Annotated in this window: 17 protein-coding genes; 11 read left to right on the top strand and 6 right to left on the bottom strand. The window is 59.6% G+C overall.

Annotated elements, in window-relative coordinates; genetic code table 11:
- Window positions 1-424 precede the first annotated feature (424 nt).
- Window positions 425-1,030 carry an SCO family protein gene (locus tag ACIQYF_RS04575; RefSeq protein ID WP_402857310.1) on the top strand — a complete coding sequence of 202 codons (606 nt, stop codon included), beginning with the start codon at window positions 425-427 and terminating at the stop codon, window positions 1,028-1,030.
- Between the two features lie 29 nt (window positions 1,031-1,059).
- Window positions 1,060-1,530 (top strand): copper chaperone PCu(A)C, encoded by a 471-nt coding sequence (locus ACIQYF_RS04570; RefSeq protein WP_402857308.1) that lies wholly within the window; start codon window positions 1,060-1,062, stop codon window positions 1,528-1,530.
- On the opposite strand, the gene ACIQYF_RS04565 is transcribed toward ACIQYF_RS04570, so the two are convergent.
- From ACIQYF_RS04565 to ACIQYF_RS04555, 3 genes are all read right to left on the bottom strand, one after another.
- The gene (locus ACIQYF_RS04565; RefSeq protein ID WP_402857306.1) at window positions 1,531-2,874 is read right to left on the bottom strand and encodes an OprD family porin; all 1,344 of its coding nucleotides are present in this window, start codon (window positions 2,872-2,874) and stop codon (window positions 1,531-1,533) included.
- On the bottom strand, window positions 2,871-3,311 hold the full coding sequence (locus ACIQYF_RS04560) for a pseudoazurin (RefSeq protein WP_402857303.1): 441 nt from the start codon (window positions 3,309-3,311) through the stop codon (window positions 2,871-2,873). The genes ACIQYF_RS04565 and ACIQYF_RS04560 overlap by 4 nt, the downstream gene beginning before the upstream one ends.
- 187 nt (window positions 3,312-3,498) lie before the next feature.
- On the bottom strand, window positions 3,499-4,272 hold the full coding sequence (locus ACIQYF_RS04555) for an SDR family NAD(P)-dependent oxidoreductase (protein ID WP_402857301.1): 774 nt from the start codon (window positions 4,270-4,272) through the stop codon (window positions 3,499-3,501).
- A gap of 200 nt (window positions 4,273-4,472) precedes the next feature.
- On the opposite strand from ACIQYF_RS04555, the gene ACIQYF_RS04550 reads away from it, so the two are divergent.
- Entirely contained in the window at window positions 4,473-5,348 is an 876-nt protein-coding gene (locus ACIQYF_RS04550) for a LysR family transcriptional regulator (protein WP_402857299.1), read from the top strand.
- Between the two features lie 162 nt (window positions 5,349-5,510).
- Here the strand turns inward: ACIQYF_RS04550 and ACIQYF_RS04545 are convergent, their stop codons facing one another.
- From ACIQYF_RS04545 to ACIQYF_RS04535, 3 genes are all read right to left on the bottom strand, one after another.
- Window positions 5,511-7,640 (bottom strand): FAD-dependent oxidoreductase, encoded by a 2,130-nt coding sequence (locus ACIQYF_RS04545; RefSeq protein WP_402857297.1) that lies wholly within the window; start codon window positions 7,638-7,640, stop codon window positions 5,511-5,513.
- Window positions 7,641-7,757: 117 nt separating this feature from the next.
- Window positions 7,758-8,585: an alpha/beta fold hydrolase gene (locus ACIQYF_RS04540; RefSeq protein WP_402857295.1), complete on the bottom strand. Its 828-nt coding sequence runs from the start codon at window positions 8,583-8,585 to the stop codon at window positions 7,758-7,760.
- 17 nt (window positions 8,586-8,602) lie between these two features.
- Window positions 8,603-9,934 carry a spinster family MFS transporter gene (locus tag ACIQYF_RS04535; RefSeq protein ID WP_402857293.1) on the bottom strand — a complete coding sequence of 444 codons (1,332 nt, stop codon included), beginning with the start codon at window positions 9,932-9,934 and terminating at the stop codon, window positions 8,603-8,605.
- 317 nt (window positions 9,935-10,251) lie between these two features.
- Between ACIQYF_RS04535 and ACIQYF_RS04530 the strand changes: the two genes are divergently transcribed.
- The 8 genes from ACIQYF_RS04530 (at window position 10,252) to ACIQYF_RS04495 (ending at window position 19,531) form a co-directional block, all read left to right on the top strand.
- Window positions 10,252-10,986 (top strand): SDR family NAD(P)-dependent oxidoreductase, encoded by a 735-nt coding sequence (locus ACIQYF_RS04530; RefSeq protein ID WP_402857291.1) that lies wholly within the window; start codon window positions 10,252-10,254, stop codon window positions 10,984-10,986.
- A 32-nt stretch (window positions 10,987-11,018) separates the two neighbouring features.
- The gene (locus tag ACIQYF_RS04525) at window positions 11,019-11,789 is read left to right on the top strand and encodes an SDR family NAD(P)-dependent oxidoreductase (RefSeq protein WP_402857289.1); all 771 of its coding nucleotides are present in this window, start codon (window positions 11,019-11,021) and stop codon (window positions 11,787-11,789) included.
- 10 nt (window positions 11,790-11,799) lie between these two features.
- On the top strand, window positions 11,800-12,429 hold the full coding sequence (locus ACIQYF_RS04520; protein ID WP_402857287.1) for a nuclear transport factor 2 family protein: 630 nt from the start codon (window positions 11,800-11,802) through the stop codon (window positions 12,427-12,429).
- A gap of 9 nt (window positions 12,430-12,438) precedes the next feature.
- Window positions 12,439-13,512 (top strand): alkene reductase, encoded by a 1,074-nt coding sequence (locus ACIQYF_RS04515; RefSeq protein ID WP_402857285.1) that lies wholly within the window; start codon window positions 12,439-12,441, stop codon window positions 13,510-13,512.
- Complete coding sequence (locus tag ACIQYF_RS04510) at window positions 13,509-15,371, top strand: long-chain-acyl-CoA synthetase (protein ID WP_402857283.1); 1,863 nt, start codon at window positions 13,509-13,511, stop codon at window positions 15,369-15,371. Before ACIQYF_RS04515 ends, ACIQYF_RS04510 begins: the two co-directional genes overlap by 4 nt.
- A complete protein-coding gene (locus ACIQYF_RS04505; protein ID WP_402857281.1) occupies window positions 15,364-16,449 on the top strand; it encodes an MBL fold metallo-hydrolase in 1,086 nt (361 codons plus the stop codon). The genes ACIQYF_RS04510 and ACIQYF_RS04505 overlap by 8 nt, the downstream gene beginning before the upstream one ends.
- A gap of 81 nt (window positions 16,450-16,530) precedes the next feature.
- Window positions 16,531-18,192: a DUF1302 domain-containing protein gene (locus tag ACIQYF_RS04500; RefSeq protein ID WP_402857279.1), complete on the top strand. Its 1,662-nt coding sequence runs from the start codon at window positions 16,531-16,533 to the stop codon at window positions 18,190-18,192.
- A gap of 127 nt (window positions 18,193-18,319) precedes the next feature.
- Window positions 18,320-19,531: a thiolase family protein gene (locus ACIQYF_RS04495; RefSeq protein ID WP_402857277.1), complete on the top strand. Its 1,212-nt coding sequence runs from the start codon at window positions 18,320-18,322 to the stop codon at window positions 19,529-19,531.
- Window positions 19,532-19,535: the final 4 nt, after the last annotated feature.

Raw genomic sequence — 19,535 nt, 5'->3', positions numbered from 1 at the left:
GTGAAAAAAGTGCAGGCCTGATCCGCAGTCCCGCGCCGCCCGTAGATCAAATGCGATGGACTCTCTATTTACAGCAAAGAGAGAAACGTCATGAAACCTTACTTTAATTGACTTTTAACTGAGATTGCCGACCTTGACGCTGCGGGTTTTCGCAGCCCGCCCTGAGTCGATTTGTCGCACGCTGTCCGTGTCGCCCGGTTTTACTGGCGTCGGGGGTAAAGGCGCACCACAACAGGGCGCAGTGGCTGTGCGAGGTGATCGCGACAGTGGTAGATTCAGCGCCCATGAAACGCGTTTACCCCACAGCAATCGTGCGCAAACGGATAATGGTCGGTCCATTAGTCGAGCAGCGCGCACACCTGTCGCATACTGCGCAGGGCAAAGGTTTGGCTTACAAGAGCCGGGCCGCTTAAAGGAACCTGACATGAATGCATTACTGACTCGCCGCCATGTGGTTGCCGGTCTTGGCTTGCTCAGTCTCGGCCTGCTGGCCGGTTGTGATCCGGGCAGTGGCTTGTCGTACAAATACGGTAAAGACCTGAGCAACGAAATTCTGGGGCGCAAGTTCAAGCTTCGGGATGCGCAGGGCAACGAAATGATGCTCGGCAGCTTTCGCGGCATGATGCCGATGATCTTCTTTGGCTTTACCCAGTGTCCGGCCGTATGCCCGACCGCGCTGGCCCGCGCTGCGCAAATCAAGAAGATGATGGGCCCGGACGGTGATAGCCTGCAGGTGGTCTTTATTACCCTGGACCCGGAACGTGACAAGCCAGCGATGCTGGATGCGTACGTCAAAGCCTTCGACCCAAGCTTTATTGCGCTGTCCGGCACCCTGGAAGAAACCGCTGCCACGGCCAAGGAGTTCAAGGTGTTTTACGAAAAAATCCCGACCGGATCGTCGTACACCTTGTCGCACACCGCCACCAGCTTTGTGTTTGACAGCCGTGGCGTGCTGCGCCTGGGCCTGTCGCCTTCGCTGTCGGCCAAACAGTGCACCGAAGACCTGCTGACAGTGATGTCGGTCTGCTGATCAATGTTTCTTTTAAAAGAGCGCGCGTTATGAAACCTGTGAATCGCTTGTTGTTGCTGTCGCTACTGGGCCTGAGCCTGACCGTTTCTGCGCAAACCAAAGTCGACGATGCCTGGGTTCGCGCCACCGTTGCCGGCCAGCCTACGACCGGCGCCTTCATGCACATCACGTCGAGCACCGACAGCAAGCTGGTTGACGTCAAGTCGGCGGTAGCCAAGACCGTGCAAATTCACGAGTCGACGATGAAAAACGACGTGATGAGCATGCAAGCGGTGCCGTTTGTGGCGTTGCCTGCAGGCAAAACCGTGAACATCGAACCCGAGGGTTATCACATCATGCTGATTGACCTGGTGGCCCAGGTGAAAGACGGCGACCAGGTGCCGCTGACCTTGATCGTTAAAGATGCCAAAGGCGTCAAAGAGTCGATTGAAGTCAACGCCACGGCCCGTGCGTTGAATAGCATGCAAATGGACATGCATGACCACGGCGCCGCGCACTGATTAAAATCGCCCGGTCAACGGGTATTCAATCGCCAGGCGGATCTGGTCCGTGTCCAGTTCGGCCTGCGCGGTATTAGCGCGATGTACGTTGTAACGCAGTGACATGCTGGTACCCTTGCCTGCACCGCTCTGCACCACATAGCGCGCCTCCAGATCGCGCTCCCAGTGTTTACCGCCTTCGCCATACCCCAGATAGGCGTAACCTCCTTGCGGATCCACATGGCGGGCGTTGATATGACTGCCGCGCACATAAGCGGCACTGAGCATCAGCCCTGGCAGGTTCCATGGCGACATATCGAGATCGTATCGGGCTTGCCAGGATTGCTCGTTGGGCGCGTTGAAGTCAGATAATTGCACCGCGTTGGTGATGAAAATGGCGCCACGGGTCACGTAGTCAAACGGCGTATCGCCATGCACCTTCTGATACCCCAGGCTGAAACTGTGTGGACCTTGAGCGTAGGTGCTCATCAGGCTCCAGGTGGTGTTGTCGATCGTGCCGGACAGCGCCCGGCCTTCATCGGTGGTGCGGTACAGATTGAAGTTGAACGTCAGCGAGCGATTTTCATCGAGCGGCTGGCTGAACAGGGCGCCCAGATACTGCTGGTTCCAAGTGTCTTCGTAGCGTGAGGTGTAAAGGCTGGCACTGAGTTGCTTGTTCGGGGCATAGACCACACCGGCCAGGTCGAAGGCATCGCCTTTGGGGCCGTTCGAGTAGTTCACCACAAAGCCTTGGTCGTGGCTGCTGGCGTTGCGGTCGGTGCTTTCGGTGAAATGCCCGCCCACCATTTTCAAAGCACTGAGCTCGTTGCTGGTGACAAACACCCCGGTAGCGGTCTCTGGCAGCAGGCGACTGTCGGACGAGCTGAACACAGGGGTCTTGACCCGCTGCTCGCCATAAGAGACCACCGTGTTGGACAGCCGCAGCTTGATGGCTGCGCCACCTCGGCCATAGTTGTCCTTGGGGTAGCCGTCGTTATCAAGCCCCAGCAAGCGCGCCTTTCCGGCGCGGCCGCCGCCGCTGTCCAGTTTGATCCCAAGGTAGGCGTGCGCATCGACGCCCACACCGATCACCCCCTGTGTGAAACCGGACTGCAACGATCCCATCAAACCGTAGGCCCATTCCTCGGCATAACCGTTACGTTCGGTCTTGGCCTTGTAGGCATTACGCGCACCGCTGTTACTGGCGCCGTGCCGGTATTCACGATGGTCGTAGACGGTGCGGTTGATTACGGCCCAAGTGCTGTCTTCGATAAAGCCCTTGGCCTGGGATTGGGCAGAGTCGGCGAGGGCCATCGGGCTGGCGAGGGCCATCAGGATTGCCGAGCGCGTGCGAACAGGCGTCATTGTGCGGCCTGCTGTTTTTGCAGGGCGGCGCTCATGCGATCCAGTGCGCGCTTGGGCAGGGTCGTTGGTAACTGCGCAGCCTGGGCGGTGGGGTCGCCGACCTGAATCAGCATCACCATGCCCATCCCCAGGTGCGGGGTGCACTGGATACCGTACAGCCCAGGAAGGGAGAAAGTCTGTTCGATTGGCTGATCGATCTTGCCTGCAAAGGCTTGGGCGCCTTCTGGCAACAGTTCGGGTAACGACGCCGCGTTGTGGCCGCTGTGCGTTGGCACGAATTTGACCGTATCGCCCGGGGCAATGTGCAGATAGTCCGGCTCAAACACCATGCCAGCGGTAGCCGTTCGAGTGAGCATTTTAACTTCATAAATCTGGGCCCACGCTGATGAGCCGAGCAGAGCGGTGCTCAGCAACAGGGTCAGGGATGAAATACGCATATCTGGCGATCCATAAAATCAAAAAAAGCGTCTGCAGGTGCGAGCGTGCCGACAGAGTTAAGCAAACAACAATGCACGCAAAGGGGCCAATGTTCGAATCCTAAGTATTTCAGCCATGAAATATCTCGGCGACGCGCCTTCAACTCAGCAACCCTGGATCCCCCGGTTATTGTTGTTTTGTGCTTTTTCAAACAACGCTGGTCAGGCCTCCATCCACGAACAGTGTTTGGCCATTGATGAAATCCGAAGCCGGGGAGGCGAGGAAGACTGCAGCGCCGCACAACTCTTCGACGCGGCCCCAGCGACCGGCGGGTGTGCGCTCGCACAGCCATTGTGAAAACGCCAGGTTATCAACCAATGCGCGGTTCATCTCGGTCGCAAAATAACCCGGTGCCAGGCCGTTGGCCTGAATCCCATGGCGTGCCCACTCGGCGCACATGCCCTTGGTCAGCATCTTCACGGCGCCCTTGGACGCGGCATACGGCGCGATAGTGGGGCGTGCCAGCTCGCTTTGGACCGAGCAGATGTTAATGATCTTGCCTCGACCACGGCCAATCATGTGCCGGGCAACCGCCTGGGAGACATGGAACACTGCGTCCAGATTGACCCGCATCAGATCGTGCCAGTCGTTGGCGTCGAAGTCCTCCAACGGCGCCCGGCGTTGAATACCCGCGTTGTTGATCAGAATATCAATGGCCCCGGTATCAGCCTCAAAGGTGTTGATTGTCGCGAACAGCTGTTCACGATCGGTGACATCAAACGCTGCGAACTCAGCCTTGATCCCCTCATCGCGCAAGTGGCCGGCAACGGCCCGGGCTTTTTCGATATTGCGATCATTGATCACCACAGTAGCGCCGGCAGCGCCCAAACCGCGGGCCAACTCCAGCCCGATGCCTCGACCTGAACCGGTAATCAAGGCCCGTCGGCCATCAAGCTGAAAGTTGCTGATATTGAATGACATGCTTTGCTCCACAAACGGCCATTTATTATTTAGGCTTTCCTGCATTCCAGTAGCAGCGAGCGGGCTCACTCCTACAGAGGGATGGCTGGTTTCAGCGACTTCATCCTACGCAGTCGGCAGCGTCCAATCGTCATTGATGATCTCGTGATCAAGCACTTTGATTACCAGCCTTTTATGTGTTTATTGCGCAGGACAATATTTTGGAAATCAAACACTTAAGATCGTTTGTGACCCTGGCCGAAGAGCTGCACTTCGGTCGAGCCGCGCAACGCCTGTCCATTGTGCAGCCGGCCTTGAGCATGCAAATCAAGCTGCTTGAAGAAGAGCTGGGCGTGCGCCTGTTCGAACGCAATCGGCATTCAGTGATGCTCACGCAAGTCGGCGCTGTCTTCTTGCCAGAAGCGCGTGCCACCTTGCATCAAGCCGCCCATGCAGCCGATATCGCCAAAGCCTGCGGACGAGGGGAAATAGGCCGGGTGCGCTTGGGCTTTGTCTCATCAGTGCTGCCACAGCTGCTGCCCACACTGATTCGCACGCTGCACGCGCGCTTTGCGCGTATTGAGTTGGAGCTCAAGGACATTCCGGGGCCGGATCAGGTCACCGCCTTGAAAAATGGTCAGCTCGACTTTGGCCTTATGCGCTTACCTGCGGTGATCCCCGGCCTCCAGATCCGCGAAGTGTTGCAGGAGACCTTTGTGCTGGCGCTCCCCAGCGATCATCCGCTGGCGCTGTGTGACAGCGTGCCCGTGAGTGCGCTGGCCCAAGTGCCGGTGTTTGTCCTCGCCAGACGCTATGCCCCCGGTTTCTATGACGAATTGATGCAATCGCTGCGCAGCCACGGTGTGCAACTGCAAATCGGCTCGGAACTGGGAGAATTCACCACCATGCTGGCACTGGTTTCAGCCGGGCTGGGCATCGGTTTATTACCGGCCAACGCAGGCCAGGCATTGCCTGCCAATGTGGTGTCCAAACCGTTGGAGTTGGGCGAGTACAGAGCCACTACCGGGCTGGCGTGGGTGGATCTGGACAGTGCAGTCAAACTGACAGTGTTCAACGTGATCAACGAAATGCTTTGACCGGCCCTTGCAGGAGGAAACGCTCGTGATCGTTCAAAAGATCAGAAGCTCGCTCCGGCGGGGTCACAGTCACGCCCCCGCCGGCACGATCAACATACTGTCAGGCAGCCAAATGCTCGGCACATCATACAGCCGCGCATTTGGGTTTAGAGAGGCTTGTGATCAGGCTTCGCGTCCGGCCTTGTGCCCGGCGCTAATTGCACCTTCGATGTAACCGATGCTGTGGCAGTCACCAATGCTGCTGGCTGGCAAGCCTGCCGCCGTCAGTTCATCCAGCAATGTGGTGTCCGGTTGTGCGCCAATGGCCAACACCACCGAGTCCGCCAGGCTGTCGCCCAGAGTCCCGTCAGCCCGTTGATAGCGCACGCGATTGCCCTCAATGGCTGTCACGCTTGCCCCGGTAATCAACTCGCCACCGTGTACGCGGATTTCATGCAGCACGCGCCAACGCCGGACGATGGCCAGCTCGCGGCCCAAATGTGTGCCACTTTCCAGCACGCAGACCTGACGCCCGCGGGCGATCAGAAACTCGGCCAGCTCCAGCCCCACCAAACCGCCACCGATAATGGTCACGCGTTTGCCCAGCGGCATCCACACCCGTGACAACTTTTGCAAGGCTTCACTGCTGTCAGTGACGCCCGCAAGACTCCCGGCTTTCATCAGAGTGCGTTGGGTAAAAGACAATTTGCGCTTGGCGATTTCGTCAGCACGGTCACCTGTCATCAAGCGCCGCAGTTCATCGCCACTCCACACGTGGTCCTGGTCGGCACCGGGGATCGCCGGAGCCGCACGTTGCGCACCGACGGCGACCAACACTTGATCGGCTCCCAGATCCCGTAGCAGGGCCGGGCTGGCCTCGGTATTCAAGCGGATGTCGATGGCTGACTGCTGCACTTGCACACGCAGGTTTTCCAGCAGTCGAGCGTTTGCGGCGTAGGCCAGGCCGGCAAAGAACAACGTACCTCCCAAACGGTCGCTGCGCTCCAGCAAGGTCACACGATGCCCGCGCAAGTCGGCAACGCGAGCGGCTTCCATGCCCGCAGGGCCGGCACCGATCACCGCGATGTGTTTGGGCGCAGCGGCCGGGCTGATGACGTATTCAAACTCATGCCCGGTCATGGGGTTGACCGCACACTTGACCCGCTCGTTAACGAAGATCTGGCTCACGCACACATAGCAGTAAATGCACGGACGAATGGTGTTTTCCTGATTGGCGAGCAATTTATTTGGCAACTCGGGGTCGGCCAGCAGCTTGCGCGCCATGGCAATGAAGTCGCAGTCTCTACGCTTCAAGGCGGCTTCACCGCTCTCGGGTTCGATGCGCCCAACCGCAATCACCGGTATGTTTACGCTGCGTTTGAGGGCTGCCGTCCACTCCAGAAAACCATCGGGCTGGTGCACCAACGGTGCTTCGGTAAAGACCACGCCACTGGTGATACGCGCCGTGGCGGATACGCTGACAGCGTCCACGCCGGCCGCTTCGGCCATGCGCGCAACGGTTTTGGCGTCTTCCAGATTGATCCCGCCGGGGGTATGAAGTTCTTCGGCATCCAGGCGCAGCCATACACCGAACTCACGGCCCACTTTGGCCCGAACGGCTGCAATGATTTCCAGCAACAGTCGGGCGCGATTTTCCAGCGAGCCGCCGTATTGGTCGTCGCGCTGGTTGTAATACCCTGACAGGAACCCGGCAATGATGTAGCCGTGTGCAGCATGCAACTCCACGCCATCGAAACCTGCACGTTTGGCGCGGTCAGCCGCGCAGGCGAACCAGTCGATCATTTGCGCAATGTCGGCGCTGTCCATCACCCGGATCGGCGAGCCTTCGGCCCGGCGTTTCATTGAACTGATGAAGTTGGACAGTTCTTCGGGGGTCAGGGCGGCCATCATATCGTTTTGCAGTGCGGGTGGCACCGAGGGCACCCACAGTTGCCGACCTTCGGCCATGTCGCGTACAGCGGTCTTGCCCGCATGCTGCAACTGCATGGCGATTTTCGCGCCGTGCTGATGGACGCGTTCGGCAAGGCGACTCAAGCCAGGGAGAAAGTCATCACTGGACACACCGACCTGAAAGGGTTCTGCGGTTCCGGCCGGAAAGGCCACCGAACACACCCCCATGATCAGCAGCCCGGCGCCGCCACGGGCGCGGGCTTCGTAATAGGCCTGGATGCGTTCGCCGCAGTGCCCATCGGCTTCTGCGAAGTTGGAACCCATGGGCGCCATGATGATCCGATTGCGCAACGCGATTGAGCCGATGCGTCCGGGTGCCAGCAACTGAGGGAATTTTGTCATTGTTATTTCAGCCCGAGCGGGTATTAGGAAGGTAGAAATACGTGTGGCCGCGGGTGCAGGCTGCGATCTTTTAACGGTTAAAAATGATCGACACCTGCACCCGCGCCTACGCGAAGGTCAGCTTTTCAGAAACTCCAGGCACGCCTTGTTGAACAACTCGCGGTGCTCAACCTGTACCCAGTGACCGCAGCGGTTGAGCATGATGAAGCGCGCATTGGGCGCGTGGTCCAGTACCTTGAGCGCGCCGCTGGCTGGGTTGAAGTTATCGTTGGTGCCCCAGAACCCGAGGATCGGCACCTGGATTTCTTCAAGACGCTCGGTCATGTTCGGCACCATCATGGTGCTGAACAGATTGCGCGGCTGGTGCACGGCCACGGCTACGCGCTCGGCCAGCAGGCCGTCTTCCAACTGAGAGATGTCGAACAGTTGCAGGCTCATGATCCGACGCATTTCTTCAATGCCCAGCGGGCCTGCGTTGAACAACTCAACCATGCGTTGAATGCCGATCATCTTGAAGTAGGTTTCACGCTCTTCGACGCCACCAGGCGCCATCAAAATCAGCTTATCCACCCGCTCAGGCTCGGCCAGCGCCAGACCCAAGGCAATTGCACCGCCCAGCGAGTTACCGAGCAGGGTGGCGCGCTTGACACCGACTGCCTTGAGAAAGCCGGACATGGCGCTGACAAAGAAATCGAGGTCGTACTGCACGTCTTCAGGTTTGTCGGAGCGACCGAAACCCGGTAAATCCACCACCAGATTGCGAAAGCCTGCGGCGACAAATTGCGGGTAGTTACCTTTAAAGTTGCTGTAGCCACTGGCTCCCGGGCCGCTGCCGTGCAGCCACAGCACCACTGGGCCGCTGCCCTCATCCAAAAAGTGCAGGCGCAGGCCGTTATCCAGTGTCACAAAATGGCCGATAGGCAGTGGCAGGTCTTGTTCACTCATCACTTAATCTCCAAAAATCAGGCGGTAACCGCTTTCGTCACGGCGGCCGGGGCAGGGGTTATGTTGTTCAGATGATTGCGGTAGCGCGGCAGCGCCATGGCCAGGAATATCGAAGCCAGCACCAGCAGCGAAATGCAGGAGGCCAAGGCATAGCGCAGGCCCTCGGTGCCCAGGCGATGGGCGAAACCATCACTGAGCATGCCGATCAACAGCGGGCCCACACCTACGCCGAGCAAGGTCATGGCCATCACAAAAATCGCCGTCGCCTGTGCCAGTCGAGTGGCAGGGAACAGATGCGAAATGGCGCCCAGGCACGGTGTCGCCCACCAGGTGCCAAAGAAGCTGAAGCCCACATAAAACAAAAAGGCGGTGGGCACGGGGGTGCTGCCAGCGTTGAACGCGATGCCGGTTGGCCACAGAAAGTAAGCCAGACCAAACGGAATGCTGATCAAGGTGCCGAGCAAGGGCACACCGATTTGCCAGCCTTTGTCACGACGCGCCAGACGGTCACACAAAATGCCGCAGGTGAGGGTGCCGAAGGTGGCACCGAGCCCGCCTGCCACACCTGCCAGCAAACCTGCATCTTGCAAGCTCAGGCCGTGGGAGCGAATGAGAAAGCTCGGGCTCCAGGTACCGATAGCGTAACCGGCGATGGCAGCTGAACCACCGGTGAGCACAAGCCATAGAAATGAAGGGGTCTGGAACAGTTCACGCACGGTCACCGCCCAATGCACTTGCGCCACGTCACTGGATTTAACCAGCGCAGCGGGCCTGGCGACACGCACGGTGAACATCAACAACAAGCCAAGGAGGATTCCCGGTGCGCCAATGACCAGAAACGCGAACCGCCAGCCGTAATGCTGGCCGATCCAGCCGCCGAGCCCGAGGCCGAAAATCGCCCCCAGGCTTGAGCCCAACATCAGCACCGACAAGGCGGTGGAGCGGCGTTCTGGCGGATAAAGGTCAGAGACCATCGCCATGGACGGCGCCGTGCCACCCGCTTCGCCGATGGCCACCCCGATACGAGCGATCACCAGCATCGTAAAGCTGGCGGCAAGCCCGCAGAACATGGTCATCACACTCCAGGCGATGCAACTCAAGGCAATCACCGGCTTGCGCCCGATACGGTCGGAGAGGCGCCCCAGCGGGAAGCCAAACACCGTATAAAACACGGCAAAGGTCACCCCCGACAACAAGCCTATGCCCGTGTCGGAAATCCCGAACTCAGCCTTGACCGGCTCAATCAGAATCGCCATCAGCAGCCGGTCGATGTAGTTGAAGACGTAGATGGCGACCAGTACGGCTAATGCGTAATGGGTTCGCCAGGTAGGGCGCACAGGTATGGACACGACGGGTTCTCCCGGTTTTGTTCTAGTGAGCGTGATAGTCCATAGCTTGAGGGAGAGCGGCATCGTCCATTTAGACCAGCCGTTGGTTTGTCGCCACCCCCCTCGTATGGCAGCCCGATAGGTGCCCACCCAGGCCCTTCCTTGATCAACCCTTCGGTGACTGTTGTATCGAACAGGCCCTGACCCGCCTGGTGAGCAACGCTTAGTCTCATCGGACGATGTTCAGCTTTTTCCTGCGGTCAATGATTGCTCCCATATACCGCCGTCAGCCGCCTTGTGCTGCGCTCTGGCGGAAATCTGGCAGACGGGAGAGAACGATGAAGTTGCTGAATAAAGTGGCATTTGTAACGGGTGCAGGCCAAGGCATGGGACGCGCTATCGTGCGTCACTTTGCCGAACAAGGCGCGTTGGTGGTGGCAGCAGACATCAATCTGGAAGCGGCTCGGCAAACGATTGAAGGCCTGGGCGACAAAGCACTGGCCGTGACTTGCAACGTGGCAGACAGTGACTCGGTCGCCACTGCGATGGCTGCAGTGCAAGCACGTTTCGGGCGCTTTGACATTCTGATCAACAACGCAGGCATCGGCTCCATCGACGCCTTTGCCGAGACCCCGGATGCCAATTGGCAGCGGGTGATCGGGGTCAACCTGACCGGCCCGTTTTATTGCAGCCGCGAAGCCGTGAAGCTGATGCTCAAGGCTGCAACGCCTGGCGTGATTATCAACATCTCCAGCACTTCGGCCCTGACCGGCGAAGGCCCAAGCCACTACTGCGCAGCCAAGGCTGGCGTCATGGGGCTGACCCGCAGCATGGCTCGCGAATTGGCGGCAAATAGCATTCGCGTCAACACCATCGTTCCCGGCCCGACCAACACCCCGATGATGGCAGACATCCCCGATGACTGGATGCAAAGCATGCTCAAGGCTATCCCGCTAGGTCGCATGGCTGAGACCGATGAAATCGCACGCGTGGCCGCCTTTTTGGCCAGTGATGACGCGGCGTTTATCACCGGGCAAAACCTCGCGGTCAATGGCGGCATGGCATTTATCTAATCGTTGGGCATTCGATACGGGAGCAAGCAGTCATGGGTACTCGTTTACAAGGAAAAGTGGCCTTTATCAGTGGCGCCGGTTCAGGTATCGGCGCGGCGACAGCGCTGCGATTTGCCGAGGAGGGCGCGCTGGTGGTGCTCTGCGGTCGCCGCATTGAGCCGCTAGAGGCGGTCGCCGCGCAGATACGTGATGCCGGTGGCCGCGCTGAATGCGCGGTGGCTGATGTCAGCAACGAAGCGGCCTATGTCGGGGCCATTAATGCGACGGCAGAGCGCAATGGACGGCTGGATATTTTGGTCAATAACGCCATGGCCTACAGCTGGGGAGCGATTGACACCACTTCAACTGCCGACTGGCATTCCAACTTTACGACCACAGTGGACGGCACCTTCTGGGGCACGCGCACGGCCATGGGCCTGATGCGCGCTCAGGGCGGCTCGATCATCAATATCGCCTCTATCTGCGGGTTGTTCGGCACGCCGTGGATGGCCGGGTATTCCGCGGCCAAGGCGGCAGTCATCAACTTCAGCCGGGCTGCGGCCAGTGAAGGTGCGAGCCACAACATTCGCTGCAACGTAGTGATTCCGGGCGTGGTCGAGACCCCGGCCACGGCGGGCATGTTGACCGATGACAAGACCCGCACAAACACGGAAAAACTGATCCCGCTCAAACGCGTTGGCCAACCGGTGGAAGTGGCCAACGCCATTCTATTTCTGGCCAGCGATGAAGCCTCGTACATCACCGGCGCCAGCTTGCCCGTCGATGGCGGGCGCAGCAGCGAGCTGTACACGGTTTTGGAATAAGGACCCCTTTATGGAACAGAACGCCTTGCTTGCCCGTCTTGACCGGCTTGAGTCGATTGAAGAAATCCGTCAGTTGGCGGGCAAATACTCACTGTCGCTGGACATGCGCGACCTTGATGCTCACGTCAATCTGTTTGCCGAAGACATTCGTGTCGGGCGCGAAAAAACAGGGCGAGCGCACCTCAAGGCTTGGGTCGATGACACCCTGCGTGACCAGTTCCATGGCACCTCGCATCACTTGGGCCAGCACCTGATCGAGTTCACTGATCCTGACCATGCAATTGGCGTGGTGTATTCCAAGAACGAGCACGAGACCGGCCCTGAGTGGGTGACCATGCAAATGCTCTATTGGGATGACTACGAGCGCATGCAGGGTCGTTGGTATTTCCGACGCCGCTTGCCGTGCTACTGGTACGCCAGTGACCTCAACAAACCGCCGATCGGCACCCAAAAGATGCGTTGGCCAGGGCGCGAACCCTATGCCGGCACCTTCCACGACCTGTTCCCGTCCTGGACCGAGTTCTGGGCCAATCGTCCGGACAAGGACCAGCTACCGCAGGTGGCGGCAGCCGCCCCGGTTGAGCACTTTCTGGCCACCCTGCGCCGTGGCGCCGGTGCGCCCAAGATCCGCGTGCGCTGAGGAGCCACTATGAGCATTTTGTTTGAACCTCTGCGCCTGGGTGATCTGCAACTGGCCAATCGGATTGTCATGGCACCGATGACCCGCAGCCGCGCTGATCAACACGGCGTGCCCACCCCGCAAATGGTCGAGTACTACCGCCAGCGAGCCTCGGCAGGCTTGATCGTCGCCGAAGGCACCGCGCCCTCGGCCAGCGGTCTGGGCTATTGCCGCACCCCGGCGATTTACAACGCCGAACAAATTGCTGCCTGGAAAACCGTGACCGATGCGGTGCACGCCGAGGGCGGGCTGATCGTGCTGCAACTGATGCATGTAGGCCGTGCGGCCAGCGTGCACAACAAACCTGCGGGCGCCGCGACCGTCGCGCCGTCGGCGCTGCGGGCACGCACCCAGCTGTATACCGATACTGCGGGCATGGTCGACACCGACGAGCCGCAAGCACTGTCGTTACAGGACATTGCCTCGGTGATTGAGGAGTATCGACAAGCTGCGTTGAACGCCCGCCAAGCAGGCTTTGACGGGGTTGAGTTGCACTGCACCAGCGGCTATCTGCCGATGCAGTTCATGGCCTCGGGCAGCAACCTGCGCGACGACGCCTACGGTGGTAGCGTTGAAAACCGCGTGCGCTTCCCGGCACAAGTGCTGGCTGCAATGGCCTCAGCCATTGGTGCCGGGCGGGTTGGCCTGCGCCTGTGTCCGGGCAACCCGTTCAATGACATCAGCGACGCCGATCCACTGGCAACCGCCGAAGCGTTGTGCCGCGCTGCCGAACCGTTGAACCTGGCGTACGTGCACATCATGCGTTCGCCTTTGCCCGAACTGGATGCCTTCGCCCTGGCGCAGCGCCATTGCAGCAGCGGGCTGATTTTGAATGACGGCTTTGACGGCGCCAGTGCTGAAGCGGCGCTGCAAGCCGGGCAGGGCGATGCGGTGTCATTTGCGCGGCACTTTATTGCCAACCCTGACCTGGTCGAGCGCTTGCGCCACGGCCTGCCGCTGGCCCGATTTGACCGTAAAACCCTGTATTCCCCAGGCCCTGAAGGCTACAGCGATTACCCGCTGTGCGAGGCGGTGAACGCATGAACGATATGTCGCAAATCAGCACTGATACGCTCGGCAAGCAACAACCGGTTCCGCGCGAGCATACCCAGGCGCTGCTGAACTTGCGTTCGACCGCCAGTGCGCAGATCAAGCCTGGCGATCTTTACACCTTGGCAGACCGCCTGGAAGCCCAGGCTGTGGCGCATGCCGAGCGCAGCTTTTTGATTTATGGCGGTCAGTCGTTCAGTTACGCCCAAGTCGATCGCCAGGCCAATCGCATGGCCCAGGTGTTTTACGACAAAGGCCTGCGGCCCGGCGACGTGTGCGCCATTGCCATGGAAAACCGTCCGCAGTTTTTCTTTAGCTGGTTCGGCCTGGTCAAACTCGGCGCCGTGGTGGCGTTTATCAATACGCAGGTCAGTGGCAAGCCGCTGACGCATGCCCTGGTCTGCACCGCTGCCAAGGCGATTGTGGTGGGTGAGGAGTGCCTGGCCAATCTGCTAGCCACTGAAGGGCTGCCCGATGTACCGCTGTGGCTGATCGAAGACCCGGAAAACCCGTTCTGCGCAACGCTGCCGCCCAGCGTCGATCAGACTCTTGAAGCGCATATTGCCCGCGTACCGGACACGGCTTTCCCACGGGAAGTGCGGGCCGGGATTACTGCAGAAACCACTACGCTGCTGATTTTTACCTCGGGCACCACTGGCCTGCCAAAAGCAGCGCGCTACAGCCACATGCGCTGGATGTCATCGGGTGACGTGATGGAAGTCACCTTGGGCGCCACCTGCGAAGACGTGTTTTATTGCTGCCTGCCGCTGTACCACGGTGCGGCGGCGACTTCGGTAACGTCCACCGCTTTGCGCGTCGGTGCCAGTATTGTGGTGCGCCGCAAGTTCAGCGTGCGTGAGTTCTGGAATGACATCCGCCGTCATAACATCACGGCGTTTCAGTACATCGGCGAAATCTGCCGCTACCTGCTCAACCAGCCGGTGGTGGCCGGTGAGCGTGAACACAGCTTGCGCTACATGCTCGGCGCGGGCCTGACGGCGGAATCTTGGCAGCGCTGGCTGGACCGCTTTGGCCCGGTGCAAGTATTTGAAGGCTGGGGCTCTACGGAATCCAATGCCAACCTGATCAACGTCGACAACTACATCGGCTCGTGTGGCCGAGTGCCTGACTGGAGCCGGACCAACCTGCGACTGGTGCGTTACGACGTGGAAACGGACAGCCATCCGCGCGATGAAAACGGCTTTTATCAGCGTTGCGAGCCAGGCGAAGTGGGTGAGGCGATGGGTTTTATCATCAATCATCCACAGATTGGCGGCGGGCGTTTTGAGGGCTACACCAGCGCCGAGGCCACCGAAAGCAAGATCCGTCGCAATGTCTTTGAGCAGGGCGACGCCTATTGGAGTTCGGGCGATCTGCTGCGCTATGACGAAGACGGCTACTTCTATTTTGTCGACCGGATCGGCGACACCTTTCGCTGGAAAAGTGAAAACGTCTCGACCCTGGAAGTGGCAGATACCCTTAGCGACCTGCCCGGCCTTGAGCTGATCAACGTGTATGGCGTGCAAGTACCAGAACACGAAGGCCGGGTCGGGATGGCCGCGGTGCTGATGCAGCCCGGGCAGGTGTTTGACCCGCAGGCCTTTTATGACCTGACCGAAGCGCGCTTGCCGCGTTACGCCGCACCGATGTTTGTGCGGGTGTCGGCGGCAGCCGATCTGACCAGCACCTTCAAACTGCGCAAGGTCGATTTACAGCGTCAGGGTTACGCGCCGCACTTGTTTGATGACCCGCTGTTTGTGCGTGATGAAAGCGCCCGCACTTACCAGCCTTACTCCTTGCAGGTACTGGCTCGAACCGGCCTGCCACCTTTTGTGAGCAATGACCATGAGTGACATCGACGCTCAAGGTCATGAATGGCGCGATGGCCTGCGTTACCCCTGGCCACAGGCACCGGCCAACGGGCAGGTGCAAGTCGTGGCCGAAGGCGTGCTGTGGTTGCGCATGCCACTGCCGTTCGGGCTGGACCATATCAATCTGTATTTGCTGCGCCATGGCGACGGGTGGGTGGCGGTGGACACCGGCCTCAACAGCGATCAGTGCCGAGCGGTCTGGGAACAGGTATTTGTCGAGGTGTGTGCCGGTCTGCCGCTCAAGGCGGTAATTTGCACGCACTTCCACAGCGATCACGCCGGCGTCTCTGGCTGGCTTACCGAGCGGTTTCGTTGCCCGCTGCTGATGACCCTGGGCGAATTTGACGCGCTGCACCATGGTCCGCCGATGGCCGCGACGCCAGACTGGGCGTTTCTCGATTTTTACCTGAAGGCCGGGTTCACTGCCGAGCGTGCCACCTCGCTGCTGCCGCTGATTCAGGGCGAACACTTCAGACCACAATCGCCTGCCGGGTTTGTCCGTTTGCGCCATGGTAACGAACTGACCATAGGGGGGCGGCGCTGGCAGGTGGTGATGGGTAATGGGCATTCACCGGAGCATGCGTGCCTGTACGCGCCTGATGACGGGTTGCTGATCTCGGGCGACCAGGTGTTGCCGCGTATTACCTCAACCATTGCGGTGTATGTGACCGAGCCTGCGGCCAATCCGCTGCGCGACTGGCTGGCGTCTATCGAGCGGCTGCGGGTGATCCCCGACAGCGTGCTGGTGTTACCCGCCCACGAACGGCCGTTCTTCAATTTGCACCTGCGTCTGGATCAACTGCGCGACCACCACTTGGCTCATTTGCAGCAGTTGCTCGATGCCTGTACCCAGCCGCGCACGGCGCTGGAGATGATGGCGGTGTTGTTTAAAAAGCTGTCAGGTCGTTTTGACGAACTGATGGCTGTTGGCGAGACGTTGGCCCATGCCAACTACCTCATGGCCGAGGGGGCGCTCGTTCGTGAGGAGCAAGGAGGGCTGCACCGCTATCGGGTAGCCCCGACAGGAGTCGCGAAGTTCAACCCGCTTGAGTTGATTTGAGTCGGGCTAAAGGCGCCACAGAACGCAATGACGCTTGAACCCATCGAGGCGGCCACCGGGTCGCAAATCAGGAGAGGCAGAGTGATCAATAAAAACAACAATAAATGTCCTGCGCACACTTTCCAGGCAACTGGTCTGGCAGTCGCTGTGGCACTGGTATCCAGCCCGTTGTGGGCTGGCGATACCATCGAGTTCTCTGACGGCACCACCATTGACTGGTCGGTCACTACCAGTTACGGGATCGGCATGCGCCTGGGTAAACCCAGCGACCGGTTGATGGGCATCAACGTTGATGACCCAAACCGCAACTTTGACCAACACAGCCTGACCACCAACCGCGTGGGCGCACTGGGCGAGATGATCCTGCGTAAGGACAACTATGGGGCTGTAGTTCGGGCCAGTACCTTCTACGACGACGTGTACCACCGCGGCAATGACAACGATTCGCCCTCGACCGTCAACAAATACGGGAGCAACGACCAGTTCACCAGCGACACGCGCTACTACAGTGGTGGCCGTACCCGTTTGCTCGACGCCTACGTGTTCGGCGGCTGGCGTTTTGAGAACGACACGATGCTCGACGTTAAAGCCGGTCGACACATCGAGTCATGGGGCGAAAGCCTGTACTACCCTGGCGTCAACGGCGTGCAAAACCCATCCGATGCGGTGAAAGCGGCGCAGCCAGGGGTTGAGGTCAAGGAAGTGCTGCTGCCGGTCGGGCAGTTCTCGGCGTCTTACCGGATCAACCCTCAAGTCACCCTCGGCGGCTATGTGCAGTACGAGTGGAAGGGGACCGAACTGCCGCCAGTGGGCAGTTACCTGTCGACCTCTGACGTGATTGGTCCGGGCCGTGAGTTCATTCTCGGCGCCAACGGCTCGAAAATTCTTTACCAAGGCACTGACGAACCGCGCAACAGTGGGCAGTGGGGTGCGCAGATCCGCTTCCGCCCGATCACCGACATCGAGCTGTCGCTGTTCCATGTGGTGTACCACGACAAAAACCCGGCCACCGCACTGGTCGGCTACACGCCGCTGTCTTTGGGTAACGGCCAGTACGCGTACACCACCAACGGCTACAAGGTGAAGTACTTTGAAGACATTAAGCTGACGGGTATCAGCGCTACCACCAAAATTGGCGAATACCAGCTTGGGGGTGAGTGGTCGTACCGCGATGGTGCGCCGGTGATGGTCAATACCGGATTGGGCCCGGTGCCGACCCGTGGCAAGGGCCAGCAACTGCAATTCTCCGCCATGCGCATTCTTGGCGACCGCCCATGGGCCAGCCAGACCACCCTGACCGGCGAGATTGTCACCGTCCGTGTGGACGATGTGGATGACGTGTCGGGCGCACCAAACTTGCTCGGGTTGCCTATCGCCCCGGCGTACGCGGGGCCGATTCAGCCGTCGAATGATTACACCTACAAAACCTCGACGGCCTGGAAAACCCGGTCATCCAGTGCCTACACCGTGGGCGCCTCGTTCAGCTATCCAGGGGTGTTTACCGGTTGGGACCTTGAGGTTCCTTTCACCTTCTCGGACGTGTTCAGCGGTGCAGCGCCGATGTCCGGGACCATTGCAGGGGTCGCCGGGGACCGCCGCCTGAGTGCGGGCACCACATTCAAATACTTGAGTAACCTGGAGATGTCGTTCAAATACATCGCGTACCTGGGCTCGCCAGACCCGATCTACCGCCCGCTGGCAGATCGCGACTACGCCACGTTCTCGATGAAATACACCTTCTAAATAATCACCTGTTGTCGCTGCCGCAGGCTGCGAAGGGTTGCGTAGCAATCCGTTTTTTCAAAGCCCCTGCACCCCATCGAAGCCTTCGGCAGCGGCTACAAGAGATCGATAACAAGAGAGAAAACCTATGGGTCTTAAAGGTCATGCGGCCATTGTCGGCAGCGCACAGTACAAACCTGAAAAATATGCCACGGCCCCCCGCATGTTCCATTTGGAACAGGTGGCAGACCTGGCCGCGCAGGCGTTGCGTGATGCAGGTCTGCAAGCTTCTGATCTCGATGGGCTGGTGATCAACGGCCCGCATTTTCATGAAGCCTCGGTATTCGTGCCCGCCATGGCCGCTGAGTACCTGGGCTTGCGCCTTAACTTCGCCGAGGTCGTCGACCTTGGCGGTTGTACCTCTGTGGGAATGGTCTGGCGCGCTGCGGCAGCTATTGAGCTGGGCTTGTGCCAGGCCGTGCTCTGCGTCTTGCCGGCGCGCATGGCACCCTTGGGGCCGGACGAAGACCCTAGCTGGATGGGCCGGGCCATGCGCTTTGGCGGTCACAGTACGGCGTTTGGCGCCCCCGAGGCCGAGTTCGATTTGCCCTATGGCCACATGGGCCAAAACACCGGCTATGCCATGATCGCCCAGCGTTACGCCGCGCAATTTGGCTACGACCCGCGTGCGTTGGCGAAAATTGCCGTCGACCAGCGCACCAATGCCCAATACAACCCGCAAGCGATGTTCTGCGGTCAGCCGTTGACGATCGAACAAGTGCTGGCCAGCAAAAAAGTGGCCGACCCGCTGCATGTACTGGAAATCGTCATGCCGGTGGCCGGTGGCGCGGCAATGATCATCGCCTCCAGGGAAGTCGCTGCGCGCGCGCGCAAACGTCCATCCTACATCACAGGCTTTGGCGAGCATTTGGCCTTCAAATCACCTTCCTACGCTGCCGACATGGTGCACACGCCAATTGGTCCTGCGTCGCAAAGGGCCTTCGATATGGCCGGGCTCAAGCCCAAAGACGTGGATGCCGCACAGATCTACGACTGCTACACCATCACCGCGTTATTGACCCTGGAAGACGCCGGTTTCTGTGGCAAGGGTGAAGGCATGAGTTTTGTGCGCGAGCACGACCTGACCTGGCGTGGTGACTTCCCGATGAACACCCACGGTGGTCAGCTCAGCTTTGGTCAGGCGGGTGCGGCAGGCGGCATGTCACAAGTCATCGAAGCCGTGACTCAAATCGCCGGGGCCGCAGGTGAACGACAGCTTTCGCGTTGCGACACGGTGTACGTCTCAGGCACCGGTGGGGTGATGAGTGAGCAGGGCGCGTTGATACTTCAGGGAGCATAAAGTC

The sequence above is a fragment of the Pseudomonas sp. NPDC096917 genome (assembly GCF_044762555.1).
In the GTDB taxonomy this organism is placed as follows: domain Bacteria; phylum Pseudomonadota; class Gammaproteobacteria; order Pseudomonadales; family Pseudomonadaceae; genus Aquipseudomonas.
Note: the sequence above shows the minus strand (reverse complement) of the source record. Positions and strands in the feature narration are given on the sequence as shown.

Coding starts and splice junctions, on each gene's coding strand:
- ACIQYF_RS04575 (WP_402857310.1), top strand. CDS start 425: ATGAATGCATTACTGACTCGCCGCCATGTGGTTGCCGGTCTTGGCTTG.
- ACIQYF_RS04570 (WP_402857308.1), top strand. CDS start 1,060: ATGAAACCTGTGAATCGCTTGTTGTTGCTGTCGCTACTGGGCCTGAGC.
- ACIQYF_RS04565 (WP_402857306.1), bottom strand. CDS start 2,874: ATGACGCCTGTTCGCACGCGCTCGGCAATCCTGATGGCCCTCGCCAGC.
- ACIQYF_RS04560 (WP_402857303.1), bottom strand. CDS start 3,311: ATGCGTATTTCATCCCTGACCCTGTTGCTGAGCACCGCTCTGCTCGGC.
- ACIQYF_RS04555 (WP_402857301.1), bottom strand. CDS start 4,272: ATGTCATTCAATATCAGCAACTTTCAGCTTGATGGCCGACGGGCCTTG.
- ACIQYF_RS04545 (WP_402857297.1), bottom strand. CDS start 7,640: ATGACAAAATTCCCTCAGTTGCTGGCACCCGGACGCATCGGCTCAATC.
- ACIQYF_RS04540 (WP_402857295.1), bottom strand. CDS start 8,585: ATGAGTGAACAAGACCTGCCACTGCCTATCGGCCATTTTGTGACACTG.
- ACIQYF_RS04530 (WP_402857291.1), top strand. CDS start 10,252: ATGAAGTTGCTGAATAAAGTGGCATTTGTAACGGGTGCAGGCCAAGGC.
- ACIQYF_RS04525 (WP_402857289.1), top strand. CDS start 11,019: ATGGGTACTCGTTTACAAGGAAAAGTGGCCTTTATCAGTGGCGCCGGT.
- ACIQYF_RS04520 (WP_402857287.1), top strand. CDS start 11,800: ATGGAACAGAACGCCTTGCTTGCCCGTCTTGACCGGCTTGAGTCGATT.
- ACIQYF_RS04515 (WP_402857285.1), top strand. CDS start 12,439: ATGAGCATTTTGTTTGAACCTCTGCGCCTGGGTGATCTGCAACTGGCC.
- ACIQYF_RS04510 (WP_402857283.1), top strand. CDS start 13,509: ATGAACGATATGTCGCAAATCAGCACTGATACGCTCGGCAAGCAACAA.
- ACIQYF_RS04505 (WP_402857281.1), top strand. CDS start 15,364: ATGAGTGACATCGACGCTCAAGGTCATGAATGGCGCGATGGCCTGCGT.
- ACIQYF_RS04495 (WP_402857277.1), top strand. CDS start 18,320: ATGGGTCTTAAAGGTCATGCGGCCATTGTCGGCAGCGCACAGTACAAA.